Consider the following 18,604-nt stretch of genomic DNA (forward strand, 5'->3'; position numbering starts at 1 on the left):
GCAGCCTGAGCCAGGGAAACAACCGAATCATAGCTTAGGGACACCATCAGGTTGTCCAACTGATTGGGTCCACCTCAACTGCGACCATATCTACTGCGCCTTCCGCAAAAAATGCTTTCGAAACAGGAAAATTCATCAAAACATCATTATCTACACATTTCAATTCGTCTGTTTCAGAGTTGTAAATCCAGGGCTCTGGGAAATCAGTGTCTTCACCACAAACTAAAATCGCAGCCAGTTTCCCATCCTCTGACACATCGAAGCTGTAGACATCAACCCCATCAGGAAGTCTGCTCTCTATGTTTTCCGGAATGCTATTAGTTTTCATCTTCTCTCCAAGTTGGCCATATATTTAACATTGATTCAACGGCACATGACGTGTTTAAACACGTCACCTGACGTGATATCCCGCCACATTTCCCCATAAAACCTATATTCCAATTCGTACTCTATCAAGCACTTAGCGAGATTATTCCAAGATCCGTTTGCGTGAAATGTGTCAGATGCAACAATATCCCGCCAACCGCATGAGGTCTTCGGGGTCTTGCCTTTTGCCAACGGACAGTGGATAGCATTTGGCTAAGTCAGCCAGAACATCGGGTGGGAGAAGTCGATCCAGGTTCAACATGCTGTTCCTCACATCCTTTAGAGGTGTCATCCGGCTGACAGATCGGCCATCGCTCCGGAAGACCAGGTGCTGCCATGGTCGGCAATGGGCTGCTGGCGACTCCAGGGCCAACCACCGGCGCTTCATGACGCTGTGTTAGGTAAACGCTATATGGCTCTGCACTGTGTGGCAAGGGCGTGCAACAGAGTTTGACAATTGGGGTGTGAGGGATGGTGAGAACATGGCACGCTCGGCATTATAGGGCGGGCCGTGTGAGAGGCCTTTGGGCCTGCCGGTTCCGGTTACCGGTCTGCTAACCCACACGGTTTTACCCCTCCCCTGTTTGCGACAGAGGGCGGTCTCAGAAGGCCATCATGAAGGGGCTCTACCCTGTCGATATCGGCCATCCGGCTGAGGTGACCTATGCAAAGACCGAGTACCGTAAGAACCGCCAACGGCTGACCCTCGAAGGATTCAAGGCCATCCACGCGATCTCGCCGTTCTGGATGCAGTTTGCGATGGAGATCTCCCTGGTGACGCTCCAGGGCCGTAGTGAAGTGCTCAACATGAAGTTTTCTGACTACCAGGACGGCCTGATCAAGGTGGTCCGCCAGAAGACGAAGAAACACGAGCATGCCCACCTGGAGATCGACTGCCCGCAACTGGCTGAGCTGATACCACGAGCCCGGCAGTCCGGGATTGCATCGCCCTACATTGTTCACCGGCGCCCGTCCCGCAAGATTCACTCTGATGAGCGAGACCACTGAACCCAAATACTCCCCAATCACTTTACCGCTGAGTTTCGTCGTCTCCGCGATGAGACAGGGCTGTTTGATGGAATTCCCAGGGAGAGCCGGCCGACCTTCCACGAGATTCGTTCACTCGGGTCGTGGATCTACAAACAGCAGGGGTATGACAATGAAAGCTATATCCAGCCGCTTATGGCTCACGCTGATGAGCGGATGACACAGGGATATCAGAGGGGGCATTCCCAGGATTGGGTCCGGGTAAAAGCCGGGTTGGACCTGGAGGAGATACTGGCGGGTTAGCGTGGTATTTCGGAGCGGTCGCTCCAGAGATTGGGGGCAATCTGCAGTACTGTATAAGCGTTTTGTTTTCCGAAAATATTCCGAAAATAAAAAAAGCCAGTTCTCACGATCTCCGTAAGTAACTGACTTTCTTTGCAGAATTGGTAGGACCACCCAGATTCGAACTGGGGACCTCTACCATGTCAAGGTAGCGCTCTAACCAACTGAGCTATGGTCCTGTGTCCTGCAACGGGGACGCACTATAAGGATTCACGGTGGGTGGGTCAAGTCTTTTCTTCAAATTTGTTTCTGAAACAAAAAAATCCCCCGGAAACGGACGCTCCCGGGGGATTTTCAGGCACTGCCCTGCTCACCGAGTCGTGATCAGAGGCGGTCCACTTCGGCCTGCTCGCGCAGGTATTGCTGGTAGGCGGTGTACTCGCGCTGTCCCTGCAGGGTCGCGAGGAAATCGTCGATCTGCTGGAACTGCGGTCCCTCCTGGTCCACCTCGCCCTCATGGACGCTGTCCAGGGCGATCACCGCGACCGCACCTCCGGTACTGGCAAAGCCGTAAACGGCCTCCTCAGCGGCTGGACGGCCCAGAGAGAAGGCCTCGCCTACCACAGCCGGATGCACTGACTGGGTGTTGCGCGGCTGCTCGTCAAAGCTCTGCCACTCAATGCCAAGCTCTGTGATGCCCTCAATGTCCGCCAGCGACTGGCCGGACTCCAGCTCCTCAATCAGCTGGGTAGCACGCTCGGCCAGGGCCTCGCGGGTTTTCTCGGCTTCCAGTCGGGTGCGGATCTGGGCTGCAACCTCCTCCAGCGGCAATTGGCGGGCCGGATGGTGCGCTTTCACCCGCGCAACCACGGAGACGTTATCCCCCACATCGATCACTTCGGTGTTATAGCCGTCTTTGAGGGCATCCTCGAAGTACAGCTGACGCACCAGACCGGCATGGTCGAACGGAGCCATACCGCCATCGCGGGTAACGCCCTCACGCTCACGGATCTCCAGACCCAGAGCCTCCGCCGGCTCGTTCAGATCATTGGCGCTGTAGGCGATATCAGCCAGCTCAGAGCGCGCTTCGGCATAGGCCTCATCGGCTTTCCGTACCGCCAGCTCACGACGCAGATCCGCCTCCAGCTCAGCCAGTGCCGGGACCTCGCTGTCGCGGACATCCAGCAGCTTGATGATGTGGGTACCGAAACTGGTCTGGACGGGCTCTGACACCTCTCCAGGCGCCAGCTCGAACATCGCCGCCTCATAGGCATCGGCAAACACGCCGCGACCGGCAAAACCGAGATCCCCGCCATTCTTGGCGGATGCCACGTCGGCCGAATAGGTCTCAGCCAGGGCAGAGAAATCCTCACCCGCTGCCAGCTTTTCCTGCACTTCCGCGACTGTTGCGTCAACATCGTCAACGCCGCTGATCAGGATATGGGCGGTGCGGCGCTCTTCCGCGGCCAACTCTTCTGCGCGTTTCTCGTAAAGTGCGGCAACCTCTTCCTCGCTGACGCTGTCAGGATCAGCCAGGGACTCCAGGCTCAGTGCCACATACTGGGCATCGATGCTTTCCGGCTGCATGAACGCGTCACCGTTGGCGTCGTAGAAAGCCTGAACATCCTCATCGGTGACCGCCACGGAATCCGCTACCGCGGTAGCCGGGATCGAGGCAACACGGAAGCTCCGGGTCTGGTTCTGCAGGCTCATCAGTTGCTGTGCGGCCGTCTTGGCCACAAAGCCACTACCAGCCAGGCCGGAGCGGATCTGGCCAACCACGTACTGCTTACGGAGGAACTCGCGAAATTCAGCGACTCCCATGCCCATGTTGCGAACCACCATCATGAACTGGTCACGGTTGAACGTGCCATCCACCTGAAATTCCGGCATCTGGGTAATCAGCGCGTCCACGTCGGCATCCGTCAGGGTCATGCCCTGGTTTGCCGCGTCCTGGGTCAGGATGCGATCCTGAATCAGGTTGTCGAGTACCTGGCGACGAATGCTGTCCTCATCAAGCAGCGACGGGTCGGGCTCTTCCATCTGGGACAGCTGGCGCTGGCTCTCAATCTGAACCAGGCGATTGAACTCCCGCTCGGTGATCGGTTCACCATTCACTGTTGCCACTTCCGGCTCGCCGGAAAAGCCGCCGATGATCGCATCCATCCCCCAGATGGACAGTGACACGATCAGTAACGTAATGATTATCTTGGCAATGGTGCCCTGGGCATTCTCACGAATATCTTGAAGCATGGTCCTCCCGGATCGCCATCCGTTTCGCCTAGCGTCGATGGGGTGCGGCGAATACTGGCGTCAGGCCTCTGGTATCTCAAACATAAAAAAGGCGCACCCGATGCGGGATGCGCCTCCATATTCCTGGGGCGGCCTCTCGGAACCAGTCTCCGGGCCGCCTGGGCGACATCATCAACGACACCGCCGGAGAAAGAGCCTTACTTAACGGCGTCTTTCAGGGCCTTACCAGCTTTGAAGCCAGGTACTTTAGAGGCCGGAATCTTGATCTCAGCGCCAGTTTGCGGGTTACGACCGGTGCGAGCAGCACGCTCTTTCACCGAGAAGGTACCGAAACCGATCAGAGTCACCTGATCACCTTTTTTCAGAGCGTCAGTTACGGAGTCTGTCATCGCGTCCAGAGCGCGACCCGCGCTTGCCTTGGAGATGTCAGCGGACTCTGCAATTGCATCGATTAGTTCGGACTTGTTCACACTAAACCCCTTCGATTTCAGGTTGAAGATGTTATAGATATAAGTTGGCTATTCTTTAGGACGTTCCCGACTATCGCATAAGCGGTCAGAGAATTCCATTCTTCACTTTTTTTATTCCATTCGGTTGAAAACCGGAATTCGGAATAGGCATAAACTGCGCGGGAGCCCTTGGTATTGGCTGCTTCACGGCGAAACAGTTATACCAACGGGCTCTCCAGCGTGTCAACAACGCCGCCGAGGATTAGTGCGTATTTATCCGCTCGGAAGAATCGGCATCATCGTCTCTGGATTTGCCTGATCCGGCCTCAGCTGACACCTGTTCGCTGAGCGGTTCAGGGCTGTAAGCCAGGGCAATATCCAGCACTTCGTCGATCCATGTTACCGGACGGATTTCCAGAGATTCCTTGATATTATCCGGTATCTCCTTGAGATCGCGGACGTTTTCTTCCGGAATCACCACGGTCTTGATGCCACCGCGGTGCGCCGCGAGCAGTTTTTCCTTGAGCCCGCCAATCGCCAGCACACGCCCGCGAAGGGTGATTTCACCGGTCATGGCAACGTCTGCGCGGACCGGAATCTGCGACAGTGCGGAGACCAGCGCGGTGCACATACCGATACCGGCACTGGGACCATCTTTTGGCGTTGCGCCCTCGGGAACGTGGACGTGCAGGTCGTAGTTCTCGTGGAAATCGTCCTTCACACCAAGCCCGACGGCACGACTGCGGACCACGGTCAAGGCCGCCTGGATGGACTCCTGCATGACATCGCCCAGCGAACCGGTCTTGACGACACGGCCCTTGCCCTTGGTCAATGCGCACTCAATGGTCAGCAGTTCACCGCCAACCTGGGTCCAGGCCAGGCCGGTCACCTGCCCGATCTGGTTGGTCTCTTCCGCCAGACCGTACTTGAACTTCTGGACACCGGAATAGTCTTCCAGCATCTCCGGGGTGATGGTCAGCGTCTTGCGTTCGCCGGCCTCCACATGCTCCCGCACGACCTTGCGACAGATCTTGGCAATCTCCCGCTCCAGCCCCCGCACACCGGCTTCCCGGGTGTAGTAGCGGATCAGCGATCGCAGGGTCTCTTCCGGCAGATCCAGCTCCTTCTCGGTCAGCCCGTTGGCCTTGACCTGCTTGGGCACCAGGTACCGGAGGGCAATGTTGACCTTCTCGTCTTCGGTGTAGCCGGGGATACGGATGATTTCCATCCGGTCCAGCAGCGCCGACGGAATGTCCATGGAGTTGGAGGTGCAGACAAACATCACGTCTGACAGATCGTAGTCCACTTCCAGGTAGTGATCGTTGAAGGTGTGGTTCTGCTCCGGGTCCAGCACTTCCAGCAATGCGGATGCCGGATCACCCCGGTGGTCCATGCCCATCTTGTCGATTTCATCGAACAGGAACAGCGGGTTCTTGACCCCGACCTTGGACAGCTTCTGCAGCAGCTTGCCGGGCAAGGCGCCAATGTAGGTCTTGCGGTGACCGCGAATCTCAGCCTCGTCACGCACGCCACCCAGTGCCATCCGGGTGTATTTGCGATTGGTGGCCCGGGCAATGGACTGGCCTAGGGAGGTCTTACCAACCCCGGGCGGCCCTACCAGGCACAGCACAGGGCCTTTCACCTTCTTCACGCGGCTCTGGACCGCCAAGTACTCCAGGATGCGCTTCTTGACCTCTTCCAGACCGTAGTGATCCCGGTCCAGAATTTCCTGGGCCTTCTCGAGGTCATGGCGAACGCGGCTGCGCTTCTTCCAGGGCACGGCCAGCATCCAGTCGATGTAACCCCGTACCACCGTCGCCTCGGCGGACATGGGCGACATCATCTTGAGCTTGTTGAGTTCCGCTTCGGTCTTCTTGCGGGCTTCTTCGGGCAGCCCGGCTTCTTCCAGGCGCTGCTCCAGCTCCTCGAAATCACCACCACCTTCACCCAGCTGGCCCATCTCCTTCTGGATGGCCTTCATCTGTTCGTTGAGGTAGTACTCCCGCTGGCTGCGCTCCATCTGTTTCTTGACGCGGCCACGGATGCGCTTCTCTACCTCAATCAGGTCAATCTCGCCGTCCAGCTTGCCCAGCAGCAGGTCCACCCGCTGGCGGACATCCAGCGCTTCAAGGAGTTCCTGTTTTTCAGGGATGCGAAGCTCCAGGTGCGCGGCCATGGTGTCCACCAGACGCTCCAGCTCGGTGATGCCGGTCAGCGCATTGGAGACTTCCGACGGCACTTTCTTGGAGAGCTTGACGTACTTTTCAAACTCCTCCATCAGGGTCTTGACCAGTACTTCGCCTTCGCGCTCCGGCAACGACTCTTCGTCCATCAGGATCGCGGTGCCGGTCAGGAACTCGCCCTCCTCCATGGTCTGGATGCGAGCACGGGTATTGCCTTCCACCAGCACCTTGACGGTGCCGTCCGGGAGTCGCAGCAACTGCAACACCGTGGCCAGAGTCCCCATTTCGAATACGTCTTCCGGGCCCGGCTCATCGGTGCCGGCATCCCGTTGTGCCACAAGAAGGATTTCCTTGCTGCCCTCCATCGCGGCTTCGAGCGCCTGAATTGATTTGTCGCGCCCCACGAACAGCGGAACCACCATATGTGGGAATACCACCACGTCCCGCAACGGGAGCATTGGGTATTCTTGTACAGACTCTTCGGGGATCAGGGTCATAAGAAATCCTCGGGTTTTGTTTCTTTCAGCTTATCACCCTTCATTGGGGCGCTTGGTAAAATTGCAATATTTTTGCAGGAGGAATTGCGTCGGGGCTGTCCGTCAGGGCCAGTCGGCACGCGGGGCCAGGTGCCCCGACCGGCGACACTAACAGCCGACCACAAAACGGAGAGGAAAAAAAAGGGCGTTGCCGCCCTTTTTCATATTGCTGAAACCTGCCAACGATCAATCGTCGGAAGCCGCCTTGGCATGATCGGAGCTGGCGTAGATCTTGAACGGCTCGGAGTCGCCATCAATCACGCTTTCGTCGATCACCACCTTGGTGACATCGGTTTCAGAAGGGATCTGGTACATGGTGTCCAGCAGGGTGGCTTCCATGATGGACCGCAGACCCCGGGCGCCGGTCTTGCGCTCCATGGCCTTGCGCGCAACCGCACGCAGTGCGTCTTCACGGAAATCCAGCTCAACCCCTTCCATATCGAACAGTTTCTGGTACTGCTTGGTCAGCGCGTTCTTGGGCTCAGTGAGAATCTGAACCAGCGCTGCCTCGTCAAGCTCGGTCAGTGTGGCCACCACCGGCAGACGACCGACAAACTCGGGAATCAGGCCGTACTTCACCAGATCCTCGGTCTCGACGTCCTTGATGATGTCGCCCGTACTCTTGCTGTCATCCTGGCTCACGACTGAGGCCGTAAAGCCGATGCTGCTGCGCTCGGAGCGATCCTGAATCACTTTGTCGAGGCCAGCAAAGGCGCCACCGCAGATGAACAGGATATTGCCGGTATCCACCTGCAGAAATTCCTGCTGGGGATGCTTGCGACCGCCCTGTGGAGGTACAGACGCGACCGTTCCTTCGATCAGTTTCAGCAGTGCCTGCTGAACACCCTCGCCGGACACATCCCGGGTGATCGACGGGTTGTCGGACTTGCGGGAAATCTTGTCGATCTCATCGATGTAGACGATACCGCGCTGAGCCTTGTCGACGTCGTAATCGCACTTCTGCAGCAGCTTCTGGATGATGTTCTCGACATCCTCACCCACGTAACCGGCTTCTGTCAGCGTGGTGGCGTCCGCGATCGTGAACGGCACGTTCAGCATCCGCGCAAGGGTCTCTGCCAACAGGGTTTTACCACTGCCGGTAGGACCGATCAGCAGAATGTTGCTCTTGCCAAGCTCGACTTCGGCCTTGCCTTCGCCGTAACGCAGCCGCTTGTAGTGGTTATACACTGCGACAGATAGAACAATCTTGGCCCGGTCCTGCCCGATAACATACTCATTCAGCGTAGTGCGAATTTCATCAGGCGTGGGCAGACGATCACTCGCCTCTTCCTGTGAACTCTCCTGGATCTCCTCCCGGATGATGTCGTTACACAGGTCGACGCATTCGTCGCAGATGAACACCGAGGGCCCTGCAATGAGCTTACGGACTTCATGCTGGCTCTTTCCACAAAACGAGCAGTACAGCAACTTGCCGTTATCGTCGCCCCTGCCGTTTCTTTCATCTGCCATTGACTTACCTCTGGTCTGGATTTGTCGACGCACTCACCAATTACGTCGACAAATGGTGATGCGATTGGTTCCAGTATTACTTATTCTGAACGCGCTTATCAAATATTGCATCGATCAGGCCGTACTCCTTGGCCTGGGTCGGATCCATGAAATTATCGCGCTCGGTATCCCGCTCGATGGTCTCCAGATCCTGGCCAGTGTGCTGGGCCAGAAGGGTGTTCAGGGTGTGGCGGATCTTGAGGATTTCCTTGGTGTGGATCTCAATGTCCGTGGCCTGGCCCTGATAACCGCCAAGTGGCTGGTGAATCATCACCCGGGAATGCGGCAGACAGGCACGCTTGCCCTCAGCGCCACCGGCGAGCAGGAATGCCCCCATGCTAGCCGCCTGACCAATACACAGCGTATTCACGTCCGGCTTGATGAACTGCATGGTGTCGTAGATGGACATACCCGCAGTGACAGAACCGCCAGGGCTGTTGATGTACAGGTGAATGTCCTTGTCGGGGTTTTCCGACTCCAGGAACAGCAGCTGGGCCACCACCAGGTTGGCCATGTGGTCCTCAACAGGCCCCACCAGAAATACCACCCGCTCTTTCAGCAGACGGGAATAGATGTCGAACTGCCGCTCACCCCGGGCAGTCTGTTCAATAACAATCGGCACCAGGCCGGCGCTCGTTACCATTGCCGGACCATCAATCGGTTTTTGCATCATGATGCGCCTGAACTCCTTCTGGACGTATTGTGACCACCCGGTCACCGGGGTTTGGTAGATTGTTCGTTATGTAAAGAAGAAAGGATCAGCCCTTCCCCCTGGATGACTGTTACCGGGGCATTACTTTGCCACCCCCAGCCCAAGATGAAAACAGCCGGCATGACCGGCTGTTTTCTTTTCTCGCTCGCGAAGCCATCAGGCCCCAGTCTTAACGCTGGGGCTGACCGGCCTTGACGGCGTCTTCGTACTTCATTTTCTTCTCTTTCACCTTAGCCTGCTCGAGGACAAGGTCAACAACCGCGTCTTCCAGAACCACAGATTCGATCTGGGACTTCTGCTCGGCGTTGTTCTGGAAGTGGGCAACAACCTCTTCCGGCTGCTCGTAAGTGGAGGCGATCTCCTGGATCTTCTCCTCGACCTTGGCATCATCCGCCTTCAGGTCCTTGCTCTTGATCACTTCCTGGAACAGCAGACCGGTCTTGACGCGACGGTTCGCCTGCTCTTCAAACAGCTCTTTAGGCAGCTGCTGGAAGTCTACCTGGCCACCGAAACGCTGTACGGCGTCCTGACGCAGACGGTCGATTTCCTGGTCAATCAGCGCCTGAGGCACTTCCAGTTCAGTGGTTTCCAGCAGGCCGTCAACAACGTCGTTCTTGACCTTGTTGGAGATCGCCTGCTTCAGCTCGCGCTCCATGTTCTTCTGAACTTCGGCACGGAAGCTTTCTTCGCTGTCGGCTTCAATGCCGTACTTCTGGAAGAACTCTTCATCCAGCTCAGGCAGCTGCGGCTCTTCTACTTCGTGAATCTTGATTTCGAACTTGGCAGGCTTACCGGCCAGCTCTTCGTTGTGGTAGTCCTCCGGGAAGGTAACTTCAATTTCCAGCTCTTCGCCGGCCTTACCGCCAACGATGGCCTTCTCGAAGCCCGGAATCATCTGGCCAGAGCCCAGAGTCAGGCGGTGACCTTCAGCCGCGCCACCTTCAAACTCTTCGCCGTCAATAAAGCCCTTGAAGTCGATGGTCAGCACGTCCTTGTTCTTGGACTTGCGCTTCACGGACTTCATGGTGGCCTGCTGACGACGCAGGTTGTCGATCATGTTGTCGACGTCTTTGTCGGTGATTTCGGAGGTCGGCTTTTCAATGCTGATTTTGCTCAGGTCGCCCAGCTCGATTTCCGGCAGCACTTCGAAGATGGCCACGAACTCGAGGTCCTTGCCTTCTTCCATGGACTTCGGCTCAAAGCGCGGCCAGCCAGCCGGAGCAATATCCTGCTCTTCAAGTGCCTTCATGTAGTTGTCGCGCATGACTTCGCCGACGATTTCCTGGCGAACGCTGGCACCGAAACGACGCTTTACAACGCTCATAGGCACTTTGCCCGGACGAAAACCGTTCAGGCGAACGGTACGCGCGGTTTCCTGAAGGCGCTTTTGAACCGCCGCGTCAATTTCCTGGGCGGGCACACCGATTGTCATGCGACGTTCGATGTTGGATGTCGTTTCTACAGACACTTGCATGGAAGTTCCTCGAATTACCGGTCAGTAAGTGAATGAATAATTACCTGCGCCCTGGTCACTACCTTGCCGGCCGTCAACCCAGGCAGCGCAAAATTAAAAGCGGTAGTCTACCACGGTTTTCCAGGCGGAGAGAAACACGAAATGCCGCGAAACCTGTCGCCAGAGCAAAGCCTACAAAGGAGAAGGCACAAAATGCGCGAAGGCAAAACAAACTACAGAAAGGAATAAAAAATCAGGGGGATAGGTGGTGCGAAAGGAGAGACTCGAACTCTCACGGGTTGCCCCACTGGAACCTAAATCCAGCGCGTCTACCAGTTCCGCCACTTTCGCACATCAAGCACAGAATCGATGCCCTAATGACATCTTAAAATTCTGATCAGCGGGAAATCAACAAGGAGGGAAAGTGGGGTGGACGAAGGGGTTCGAACCCTCGACCGCAGGAGTCACAATCCTGAGCTCTACCAACTGAGCTACGTCCACCACATTATCACTTCAAACTTTAACGCTTTGAACTTTGCCTTGACCTGGACCGCTTATCGACCGGCCGACGGCTTAATGGCACGCCCGGCAGGATTCGAACCTGCGACCCACGGCTTAGAAGGCCGTTGCTCTATCCAACTGAGCTACGGGCGCTTAACCTTTCACCCACTTGAATATCCAGAATGGAAATGGTCGGGGTAGAGAGATTCGAACTCCCGACATCCTGCTCCCAAAGCAGGCGCGCTACCAGACTGCGCTATACCCCGTTCAACCTGAACAACAAGTGCCTCAGCAAAGTTGGCGCGCATATTACCGTCGGGTTTCCGCTTCGTCAACAACGATTTGGAATTTTCTTCAGATAATTCCGCCAGCAGCCAATTGCCGATGCCACTTTTTGTGATTCTACCACTACACCTTCCACCACTACACCTTCCACCACTACACTCTCTACCTACTAACCACTACACTCTCTACCTACTACCTAACACTAGCGCCACACTCTCTGGCAGTGCACTCGTTACCACCATATCCTCTACCTTCTATCCTCTACTACACGCGCTATCACGACACGACTACGACACCGATACCACCCATGGGCGCTGCTACCCTCATTGCAGCCTGACACGACAGCGGCCAGCGGGTGATAGAAGAACGGCGCGGTGAATTGGAGTAGACGACGAACCATGAGACAATGCGCCGCTTTATAAGGCTGGACCCAAAGATATCGACATGACTGCGAAACTGATCAACGGAAAAGAAATCGCCGCCCAGGTCCGACAGCAGGTTGCCGCGGGCGTTGAGGCCCGTCGCCAACAGGGACTGCGCGCGCCCGGACTGGCCGTGGTGCTGGTCGGCAATGACCCCGCATCCCAGGTGTACGTTGGCAATAAACGTAAGGCCTGCGAAGAAGCCGGGATTATCTCCCTGTCCTACGACCTGCCGGAAGACACCTCTCAGGAGGCCCTGGAGGCGCTGATCGAAGAGCTGAACGAGAACACTGCGGTGGACGGCATTCTTGTTCAGCTTCCCCTGCCCTCTCATCTGGACGCCGATCCGATTCTGGTCAAGATCCGCCCGGACAAAGACGTTGACGGCTTTCACCCATTCAATATCGGGCGACTGGTCCAGCGTCGGCCAGAGCTGCGCCCGTGCACACCCGCCGGCATCATCACCCTGCTGGACAGCGTCGGCACGCCCTATAAGGGCCAGCATGCAGTGATTGTCGGGGCCTCCAACATCGTAGGCCGCCCCATGGCCATGGAACTGCTCCTCAAGGGCGCCACCACGACCGTCACCCATCGTTTCACCGATGACCTGGCACGCTTCGTCTCCGAGGCTGACATCGTCATTGCCGCCGTAGGCAAGCCCGGCCTGGTGAAGGGCGAATGGATCAAGCCTGGCGCCACGGTGATCGACGTTGGCATCAACCGGATGGAAGACGGCAAGCTACGTGGTGACATCGAGTTCGAGGCCGCCGCAGAGCGCGCTGCCTACATTACTCCGGTGCCCGGAGGGGTTGGCCCGATGACCATCGCCACCCTGCTGCAGAACACGCTGTACGCCGCCAACGAGCTGCACACGGACTGACCGGGCAACGCTGCATCCCATGCCTGACCGCTCTGCGAGCAGGCAATAAAAAAACCCGCCGGATTGGCGGGTTTTTTATTTATCGGTCGATTTACTGACCGTACTTGGCTTTCGCCTTGAGGCGGTAGGCATGCAGAAGCGGCTCGGTATAGCCGTTCGGCTGCTCACAACCCTTCAGAACCAGCGCCATGGCCGCTTCGAACGCAATACTGTCATCGAAGTTCGGAGCCATGTTGCGGTAGGCAGGATCACCAGCGTTCTGCTGATCAACAACAGCGGCCATGCGCTTCATGGTTTCCTCAATCTGCGCTTCGGTGCAGATACCGTGATGCAGCCAGTTGGCCAGCAGCTGGGAGGAAATCCGCAGGGTTGCACGGTCTTCCATCAGGCCGACGTTGTTGATATCCGGCACCTTGGAGCAGCCTACACCCTGATCGATCCAGCGCACAACGTATCCGAGGATACCCTGGGCGTTGTTGTCCAGCTCCTGCTGGATGTCTTCAGCACTCAGAGAAGACGGATCTGCCAGAACCGGTACGGTCAGAATATCGTCCAGCGCAGCGCGCTGACGGTTCGCCAGCTCTTTCTGCACGTCGAATACGTTTACCTGGTGGTAGTGCGATGCGTGCAGAGTGGCCGCTGTCGGGGACGGAACCCACGCCGTGTTGGCGCCAGACTTCGGATGGCCGATTTTCTGCTCGAGCATGCCAGCCATCAGGTCCGGCATTGCCCACATTCCTTTACCGATCTGGGCAACGCCGGAGAAACCGGTTTCCAGACCAATATCGACGTTCCAGTTCTCGTAGGCGTTGATCCAGGCAGCCTGCTTCATTTCGCCTTTACGGATGAACGGCCCCAGCTCCATGGAGGTGTGGATCTCGTCGCCGGTCCGATCGAGGAAGCCGGTGTTGATGAAGACCGCGCGATCCTTGGCCGCATGGATACAGGCCTTCAGGTTCACGGTTGTGCGGCGCTCTTCATCCATGATGCCAACTTTCAGGGTAAAGCGCGGCAGACCCAGGGCGTCCTCGACACGGGCAAAGAACTCGTTGGTGAAGGCGACTTCTTCCGGACCATGCTGCTTGGGCTTAACGATATAGACAGAGCCCTTGGTGCTGTTCTGGAACTGACCAAGCCCCTTGAGGTCGTGGATTGCGATCAGCGAGGTGATCAGGCCATCCATCAGGCCCTCGGGAATCTCGCTGCCGTCTTTCAGCAGAATCGCCGGGTTGGTCATCAGGTGACCAACGTTGCGGACGAACAGCATGCTGCGACCTTTCAGGCTTACTTCGCCACCGTCTGGCGCGGTGTAAACGCGGTCTGCGTTCAGCTTACGGGTCATTTTCTGACCGCCCTTCTCGAAGGTTTCTTCGAGATCGCCTTTCATCAGGCCCAGCCAGTTCTTGTAGGCGACGATCTTGTCGTCGGCATCAACGGCGGCAACGGAGTCCTCGCAGTCCATGATGGTGGTCAGAGCTGATTCCATCAGGACGTCTTTGACGTGGGCGCCGTCATCTTTGCCAATGGAATGACTGGCGTCGATTTGAATCTCAAATCGCATGCCATTCTTGGCCAACAGGATACCGGTCGGCTCTGCCGCGGAACCGACATAGCCGGCAAATCCGGACTCGTCTTTCAGACCGGTGACATCGCCATTCTGCAGTTTGACGGCCAGCTTGCCACCGTCCACGTAGTATTTGGCGGCATCCTTGTGGCTGCCAGCGGCCAGCGGAGCGGAGCTGTCCAGCAGGTTGCGGGCCCACTCGATAACCTTGGCGCCGCGCACCGGGTTGTAACCACGACCTTTCTCGGCGCCATCGTCTTCAGAAATGGCATCGGTGCCGTAGAGGGCATCGTACAGGCTGCCCCAACGCGCATTGGCGGCGTTGAGAGCAAAACGCGCGTTCATCACCGGCACAACCAGCTGCGGGCCGGCCATGGTGGCGATTTCCGGATCAACGTTGGCGGTGTCGATCTTGAAGTCGGCAGGTTCTTCGACCAGGTAGCCGATGTCCTTCAGGAAGGCCTTGTACTCGTCCATGTTGATGGACTGACCTTTATGATCCCGGTTCCAGGCGTCCATTTTCTCCTGGATTGCGTCACGCTGAGCCAGGAGTTCCTTATTGCGGGGAGCCAGCTCGTGAATGATGCTGTCGACGTTCGCCCAGAATTTGTCGGCCTCAACGCCGGTGCCCGGAATCGCTTCATTGTTCACGAAATCGAACAGGTTCTTTGCGACCTGAAGGCCGCCGACTTGCACGCGTTCTGTCATCGTTGTTTGCCTCAGTGGTTTTACTGTGTTCCCTGTTTACCGGATCGAAACGCCCGGTTATTCGCTCCCGGCTAACCGGGAGTTGGGGAGCCACGGATGAACTCCGGATCATCTCTGGTCTTCAGAGCGGTTCACAATCAAGGCGCGACTTTGCAGACAGGCTGGTTGCCTTTCAAAAAGTCGCAACGCCGAGTGTGAATCGCTCTGAAGGCCCCGAAGGGCGCGCTCTGAGGGCCGCATCTGCGGCGTTGCGGCCCTTGCCAAGGGCTATCCGGGTGCGGCCCAGACCATTGGCTGCGGACCACGCCTTGCAGCTACAGCCCTCAGATCGCGCAGAGACGATTCGGAGTTCATCCGTGGCTCCCTGCGCTATCTTTCTAGGCGCGGCATTGTACGTTAAATCACGTATAAATTCATGCCTGGAAATGACCGCCATCAACCCCGGCGCCAGCTGGTGCCCTCTCGTGAATCGTCCAGAATCACGCCTTTACTGGCAAGCTCATCCCGGATTCGATCGGCCTCTGCGAAATCCCGTCCCTTGCGGGCATCCGCCCGCGCCTGGATCAGCGCTTCGATCTCCTCGGCGGTCAGCTCTCCGCCGGTATCGGCCTGGAAGAACGCCTCCGGGTCCTGCTGCATCAATCCCAGCACCTTGCCGAGCCGGACCAGCACGGCGGCGCTGTCGGACGCCGCCTGCTCGTCGCCCTGGCGCCGGTGCTGATTGATTTCCGCGGCAACACCATGAAGCACCGCGATCGCACCGGCGGTGTTGAAGTCATCGTCCATGGCCGCCTGGAACTGCCGGTCATGGGCGGTGTCTGCCACATCTTTGGCAGGTACCAGACCACGCAGGGCGTGGTAGAGCTTGGTCAGGCTGCGCCCGGCTTCGGCCAGATTATCTTCGGAGTAGTCCACCTGGCTGCGGTAATGGCTGGACACCAGGAAGTACCGCACCACCTCGGGGGGATAGCTCTCGAGGATCTCACGGATGGTGAAGAAGTTGCCAAGGGACTTGGACATCTTCTCCTTGTTCACACGAATCGCGCCGGCATGCATCCAGGTGCGGGCAAATTCCTGCCCGGTAGCCGCCTCAGACTGGGCAATCTCGTTTTCATGGTGCGGGAACATCAGGTCCGGCCCGCCACCATGGATGTCAAAGGTGTCTCCCAGGCAGCAGGTCGACATGGCGGAGCACTCGATGTGCCACCCCGGGCGACCATCGCCCCAGGGCGAGTTCCAGCTCACCTCGCCGGCTTTGGCAGCCTTCCACAGCGCGAAATCCGCCGGTGAACGCTTGGCCTGCTCGACATCGACCCGCGCACCTGCAAGCAGGTCATCCAGCTTTTTCTTGCTGAGCTTGCCGTAACCGTCAAACGAGTCCACGGCAAAGTAGACGTCCCCATTATCGGCCACATAGGCGTGATCCTTGCTGATCAGCGTGCGGATCATCGCGATGATGTTGTCGATGTGGGCGGTGGCCCGGGGCTCTTCCGTCGGCGGCAGAACCCCAAGTTTGCCTTCATCCTCGTGCATTGCGCTGATCATGCGCTCGGTGAGATCGGTATAGACCTCACCGTTCTCCTCCGCCCGCAGCAGGATCTTGTCGTCTATGTCGGTGATGTTGCGAACGTAATGGACGTCGTAGCCGCAATGCCGCAGGTAACGGGTAATCACATCAAACGCCACCAGCACCCGTGCATGCCCCAGGTGACAGTAGTCGTAAACCGTCATGCCACAGACATACATACGAACCTTGCCGGGTTCGATGGGCTGGAACTCTTCCTTCTGCTGGGACAGCGTGTTGTAGATTCGAATCACGTTAACGGCCTATGGACTATCAGTTTTTGGCTTTGGCCCAGGAATCCCTGAGCGTGACGGTACGATTGAAAACCGGACGACCGGGCTCGGAGGCATCGGCATCCAGGAAGAAATAGCCTTCCCGCTCGAACTGGTACGGCAGGTCATTGCGGGGCTGGGCCAGGCTTTTCTCAACCCGGGCACCAGTCAGACTAACCAGGGAATCCGGGTTCAGGTGATCCAGGAAGTCGCCTTCCTTGTCACTGTCTGGAGACTCATGGTTGAACAGACGATCGTAAAGATTGATGTCCGCTTCAACACTGTCGCTTGCGGACACCCAGTGAATCACACCATTGGGTTTGTACCCCTCCGGGTTAACGCCCAGGGTGTTGGGATCGTACTCGCACTTGAGCTCGACGATGTTGCCTTCGCCGTCGCGGACCACCTCGCGGCAGGTCATCACGTATCCGCCACGAAGCCGTACCGCCTGATCCGGTGCCAGACGCTTCCACTTACGCGGCGGCTCTTCAACGAAGTCTTCCCGGTCGATATACAGGGTGCGGGTCCAGGGTACTTCGCGGGTACCCATCGCCTCGTTCTGCGGATGCACCGGCAAGGTCAGGGTTTCAGCCTGGTCTTCCGGGTAGTTGGTCAGGGTCACCTTGAGCGGGCGCATGACGCACATGGCTCGGGGCGCGCGGGCATTCAGGTCTTCGCGGATGGCGAACTCGAGCATGCCGACATCGACGGTGCCGCCAGCCTTGTTGACTCCGATCATGTCACAGAAGGCACGGATCGACTCTGGCGTGTAGCCCCGTCGACGCATCCCGGACACCGTTGGCATCCGCGGATCGTTCCAGCCTTCAACCACACCCTCATCCACCAGGCGCTTGAGCTTGCGCTTGCTGGTAATGGTGTAGTTCAGGTTGAGACGGGCGAACTCCGTTTGCCGCGGCCGTGCCGGCGGCGTGATGTTATCCAGTACCCAGTCATACAGCGGCCGGTGATCCTCGAATTCCAGCGTGCAGAGCGAGTGGGTAATCCCTTCCATCGCGTCGGAGATGGGGTGGGTGAAGTCGTACATCGGATAGATGCACCACTTGTCACCGGTCTGGTGATGGTCAGCGTAGCGAATCCGGTACAGGATCGGGTCGCGCAGGTTGATGTTGGGCGAGGCCATATCGATCTTGGCCCGCAGCACCAGCTCACCATTGGCATACTTGCCCGCGCGCATGTCCCGGAACAGCTGCAGGTTTTCCTCAATCGGACGATCACGGTCCGGGCTGTTGCGACCCGGCTCGGTCAGGCTGCCACGGTACTCGGCCATCTGCTCGGCGTTCAGGGAGCACACATAGGCCTTGCCCTTCTCGATCAGCTCTTCGGCAAAATCGTAGATGGCGTCGAAGTAATCGGAGGCAAAACGGATATCACCGGCCCACTCGTAACCCAGCCACTGGACGTCTTTGCGGATCGCATCGATGTATTCCTGGGATTCCTTCTCCGGGTTGGTGTCATCAAACCGAAGGTTACACTCGCCCTGGAACGTCTCTGCAATGCCAAAGTTCAGGCAGATGGATTTGGCGTGACCAATGTGCAGATAGCCATTTGGCTCCGGCGGAAAACGGGTAACAACCTTGCCGGCGTGCTTGCCACTGCTGATTTCGTCTTTAATCAGGCTTTCAATAAAGTTGTGGGCTTTCTTGGAATCGGCGCTCAT

General features: G+C 57.5%; 12 protein-coding genes and 5 tRNA genes. 2 read left to right on the plus strand and 15 right to left on the minus strand.

From position 1 onward, the window contains the following. Positions 1–46 precede the first annotated feature (46 nt). Entirely contained in the window at positions 47–328 is a 282-nt protein-coding gene (locus MLD24_RS03185) for a hypothetical protein (protein ID WP_248163917.1), read from the minus strand. A 653-nt stretch (positions 329–981) separates the two neighbouring features. Between MLD24_RS03185 and MLD24_RS03190 the strand changes: the two genes are divergently transcribed. Beyond that, complete coding sequence (locus MLD24_RS03190) at positions 982–1,374, plus strand: site-specific integrase (protein WP_248163919.1); 393 nt, start codon at positions 982–984, stop codon at positions 1,372–1,374. Positions 1,375–1,797: 423 nt separating this feature from the next. On the opposite strand, the gene MLD24_RS03195 is transcribed toward MLD24_RS03190, so the two are convergent. The 11 genes from MLD24_RS03195 to MLD24_RS03245 form a co-directional block, all read right to left on the minus strand. Then, positions 1,798–1,874: transfer RNA gene (locus MLD24_RS03195), tRNA-Val, on the minus strand. 145 nt (positions 1,875–2,019) lie between these two features. Beyond that, complete coding sequence (locus MLD24_RS03200) at positions 2,020–3,888, minus strand: SurA N-terminal domain-containing protein (RefSeq protein ID WP_248163922.1); 1,869 nt, start codon at positions 3,886–3,888, stop codon at positions 2,020–2,022. A gap of 197 nt (positions 3,889–4,085) precedes the next feature. After that, complete coding sequence (locus MLD24_RS03205) at positions 4,086–4,358, minus strand: HU family DNA-binding protein (RefSeq protein ID WP_227171255.1); 273 nt, start codon at positions 4,356–4,358, stop codon at positions 4,086–4,088. 241 nt (positions 4,359–4,599) lie between these two features. Further along, entirely contained in the window at positions 4,600–7,017 is a 2,418-nt protein-coding gene (gene lon / locus MLD24_RS03210) for an endopeptidase La (protein WP_227171256.1), read from the minus strand. 225 nt (positions 7,018–7,242) lie between these two features. Then, positions 7,243–8,526 (minus strand): ATP-dependent Clp protease ATP-binding subunit ClpX, encoded by a 1,284-nt coding sequence (gene clpX / locus MLD24_RS03215; protein ID WP_227171257.1) that lies wholly within the window; start codon positions 8,524–8,526, stop codon positions 7,243–7,245. A gap of 76 nt (positions 8,527–8,602) precedes the next feature. Beyond that, complete coding sequence (clpP, locus tag MLD24_RS03220) at positions 8,603–9,238, minus strand: ATP-dependent Clp endopeptidase proteolytic subunit ClpP (protein ID WP_227171258.1); 636 nt, start codon at positions 9,236–9,238, stop codon at positions 8,603–8,605. 208 nt (positions 9,239–9,446) lie between these two features. After that, entirely contained in the window at positions 9,447–10,751 is a 1,305-nt protein-coding gene (tig, locus tag MLD24_RS03225; RefSeq protein ID WP_248163926.1) for a trigger factor, read from the minus strand. A gap of 245 nt (positions 10,752–10,996) precedes the next feature. Continuing rightward, positions 10,997–11,081, minus strand: a tRNA-Leu gene (locus MLD24_RS03230). A 74-nt stretch (positions 11,082–11,155) separates the two neighbouring features. Next, a tRNA-His gene (locus MLD24_RS03235) sits at positions 11,156–11,231 on the minus strand. 76 nt (positions 11,232–11,307) lie between these two features. Continuing rightward, positions 11,308–11,384 (minus strand) — tRNA-Arg (locus tag MLD24_RS03240). A 36-nt stretch (positions 11,385–11,420) separates the two neighbouring features. Next, positions 11,421–11,497, minus strand: a tRNA-Pro gene (locus MLD24_RS03245). Positions 11,498–11,960: 463 nt separating this feature from the next. Here MLD24_RS03245 and folD point away from each other — a divergent pair. Next, positions 11,961–12,818, plus strand: a complete 858-nt coding sequence (folD, locus tag MLD24_RS03250; protein WP_248163929.1) for a bifunctional methylenetetrahydrofolate dehydrogenase/methenyltetrahydrofolate cyclohydrolase FolD — start codon at positions 11,961–11,963, stop codon at positions 12,816–12,818. 91 nt (positions 12,819–12,909) lie between these two features. Here the strand turns inward: folD and MLD24_RS03255 are convergent, their stop codons facing one another. From MLD24_RS03255 to MLD24_RS03265, 3 genes are all read right to left on the minus strand, one after another. Continuing rightward, complete coding sequence (locus MLD24_RS03255) at positions 12,910–15,090, minus strand: malate synthase G (RefSeq protein ID WP_248163933.1); 2,181 nt, start codon at positions 15,088–15,090, stop codon at positions 12,910–12,912. A 435-nt stretch (positions 15,091–15,525) separates the two neighbouring features. Then, on the minus strand, positions 15,526–16,908 hold the full coding sequence (cysS, locus tag MLD24_RS03260; RefSeq protein ID WP_248163935.1) for a cysteine--tRNA ligase: 1,383 nt from the start codon (positions 16,906–16,908) through the stop codon (positions 15,526–15,528). Between the two features lie 19 nt (positions 16,909–16,927). Further along, complete coding sequence (locus MLD24_RS03265; protein ID WP_248163937.1) at positions 16,928–18,604, minus strand: glutamine--tRNA ligase/YqeY domain fusion protein; 1,677 nt, start codon at positions 18,602–18,604, stop codon at positions 16,928–16,930.

Source organism: Marinobacter xestospongiae (genome assembly GCF_023156385.1).
In the GTDB taxonomy this organism is placed as follows: domain Bacteria; phylum Pseudomonadota; class Gammaproteobacteria; order Pseudomonadales; family Oleiphilaceae; genus Marinobacter; species Marinobacter xestospongiae.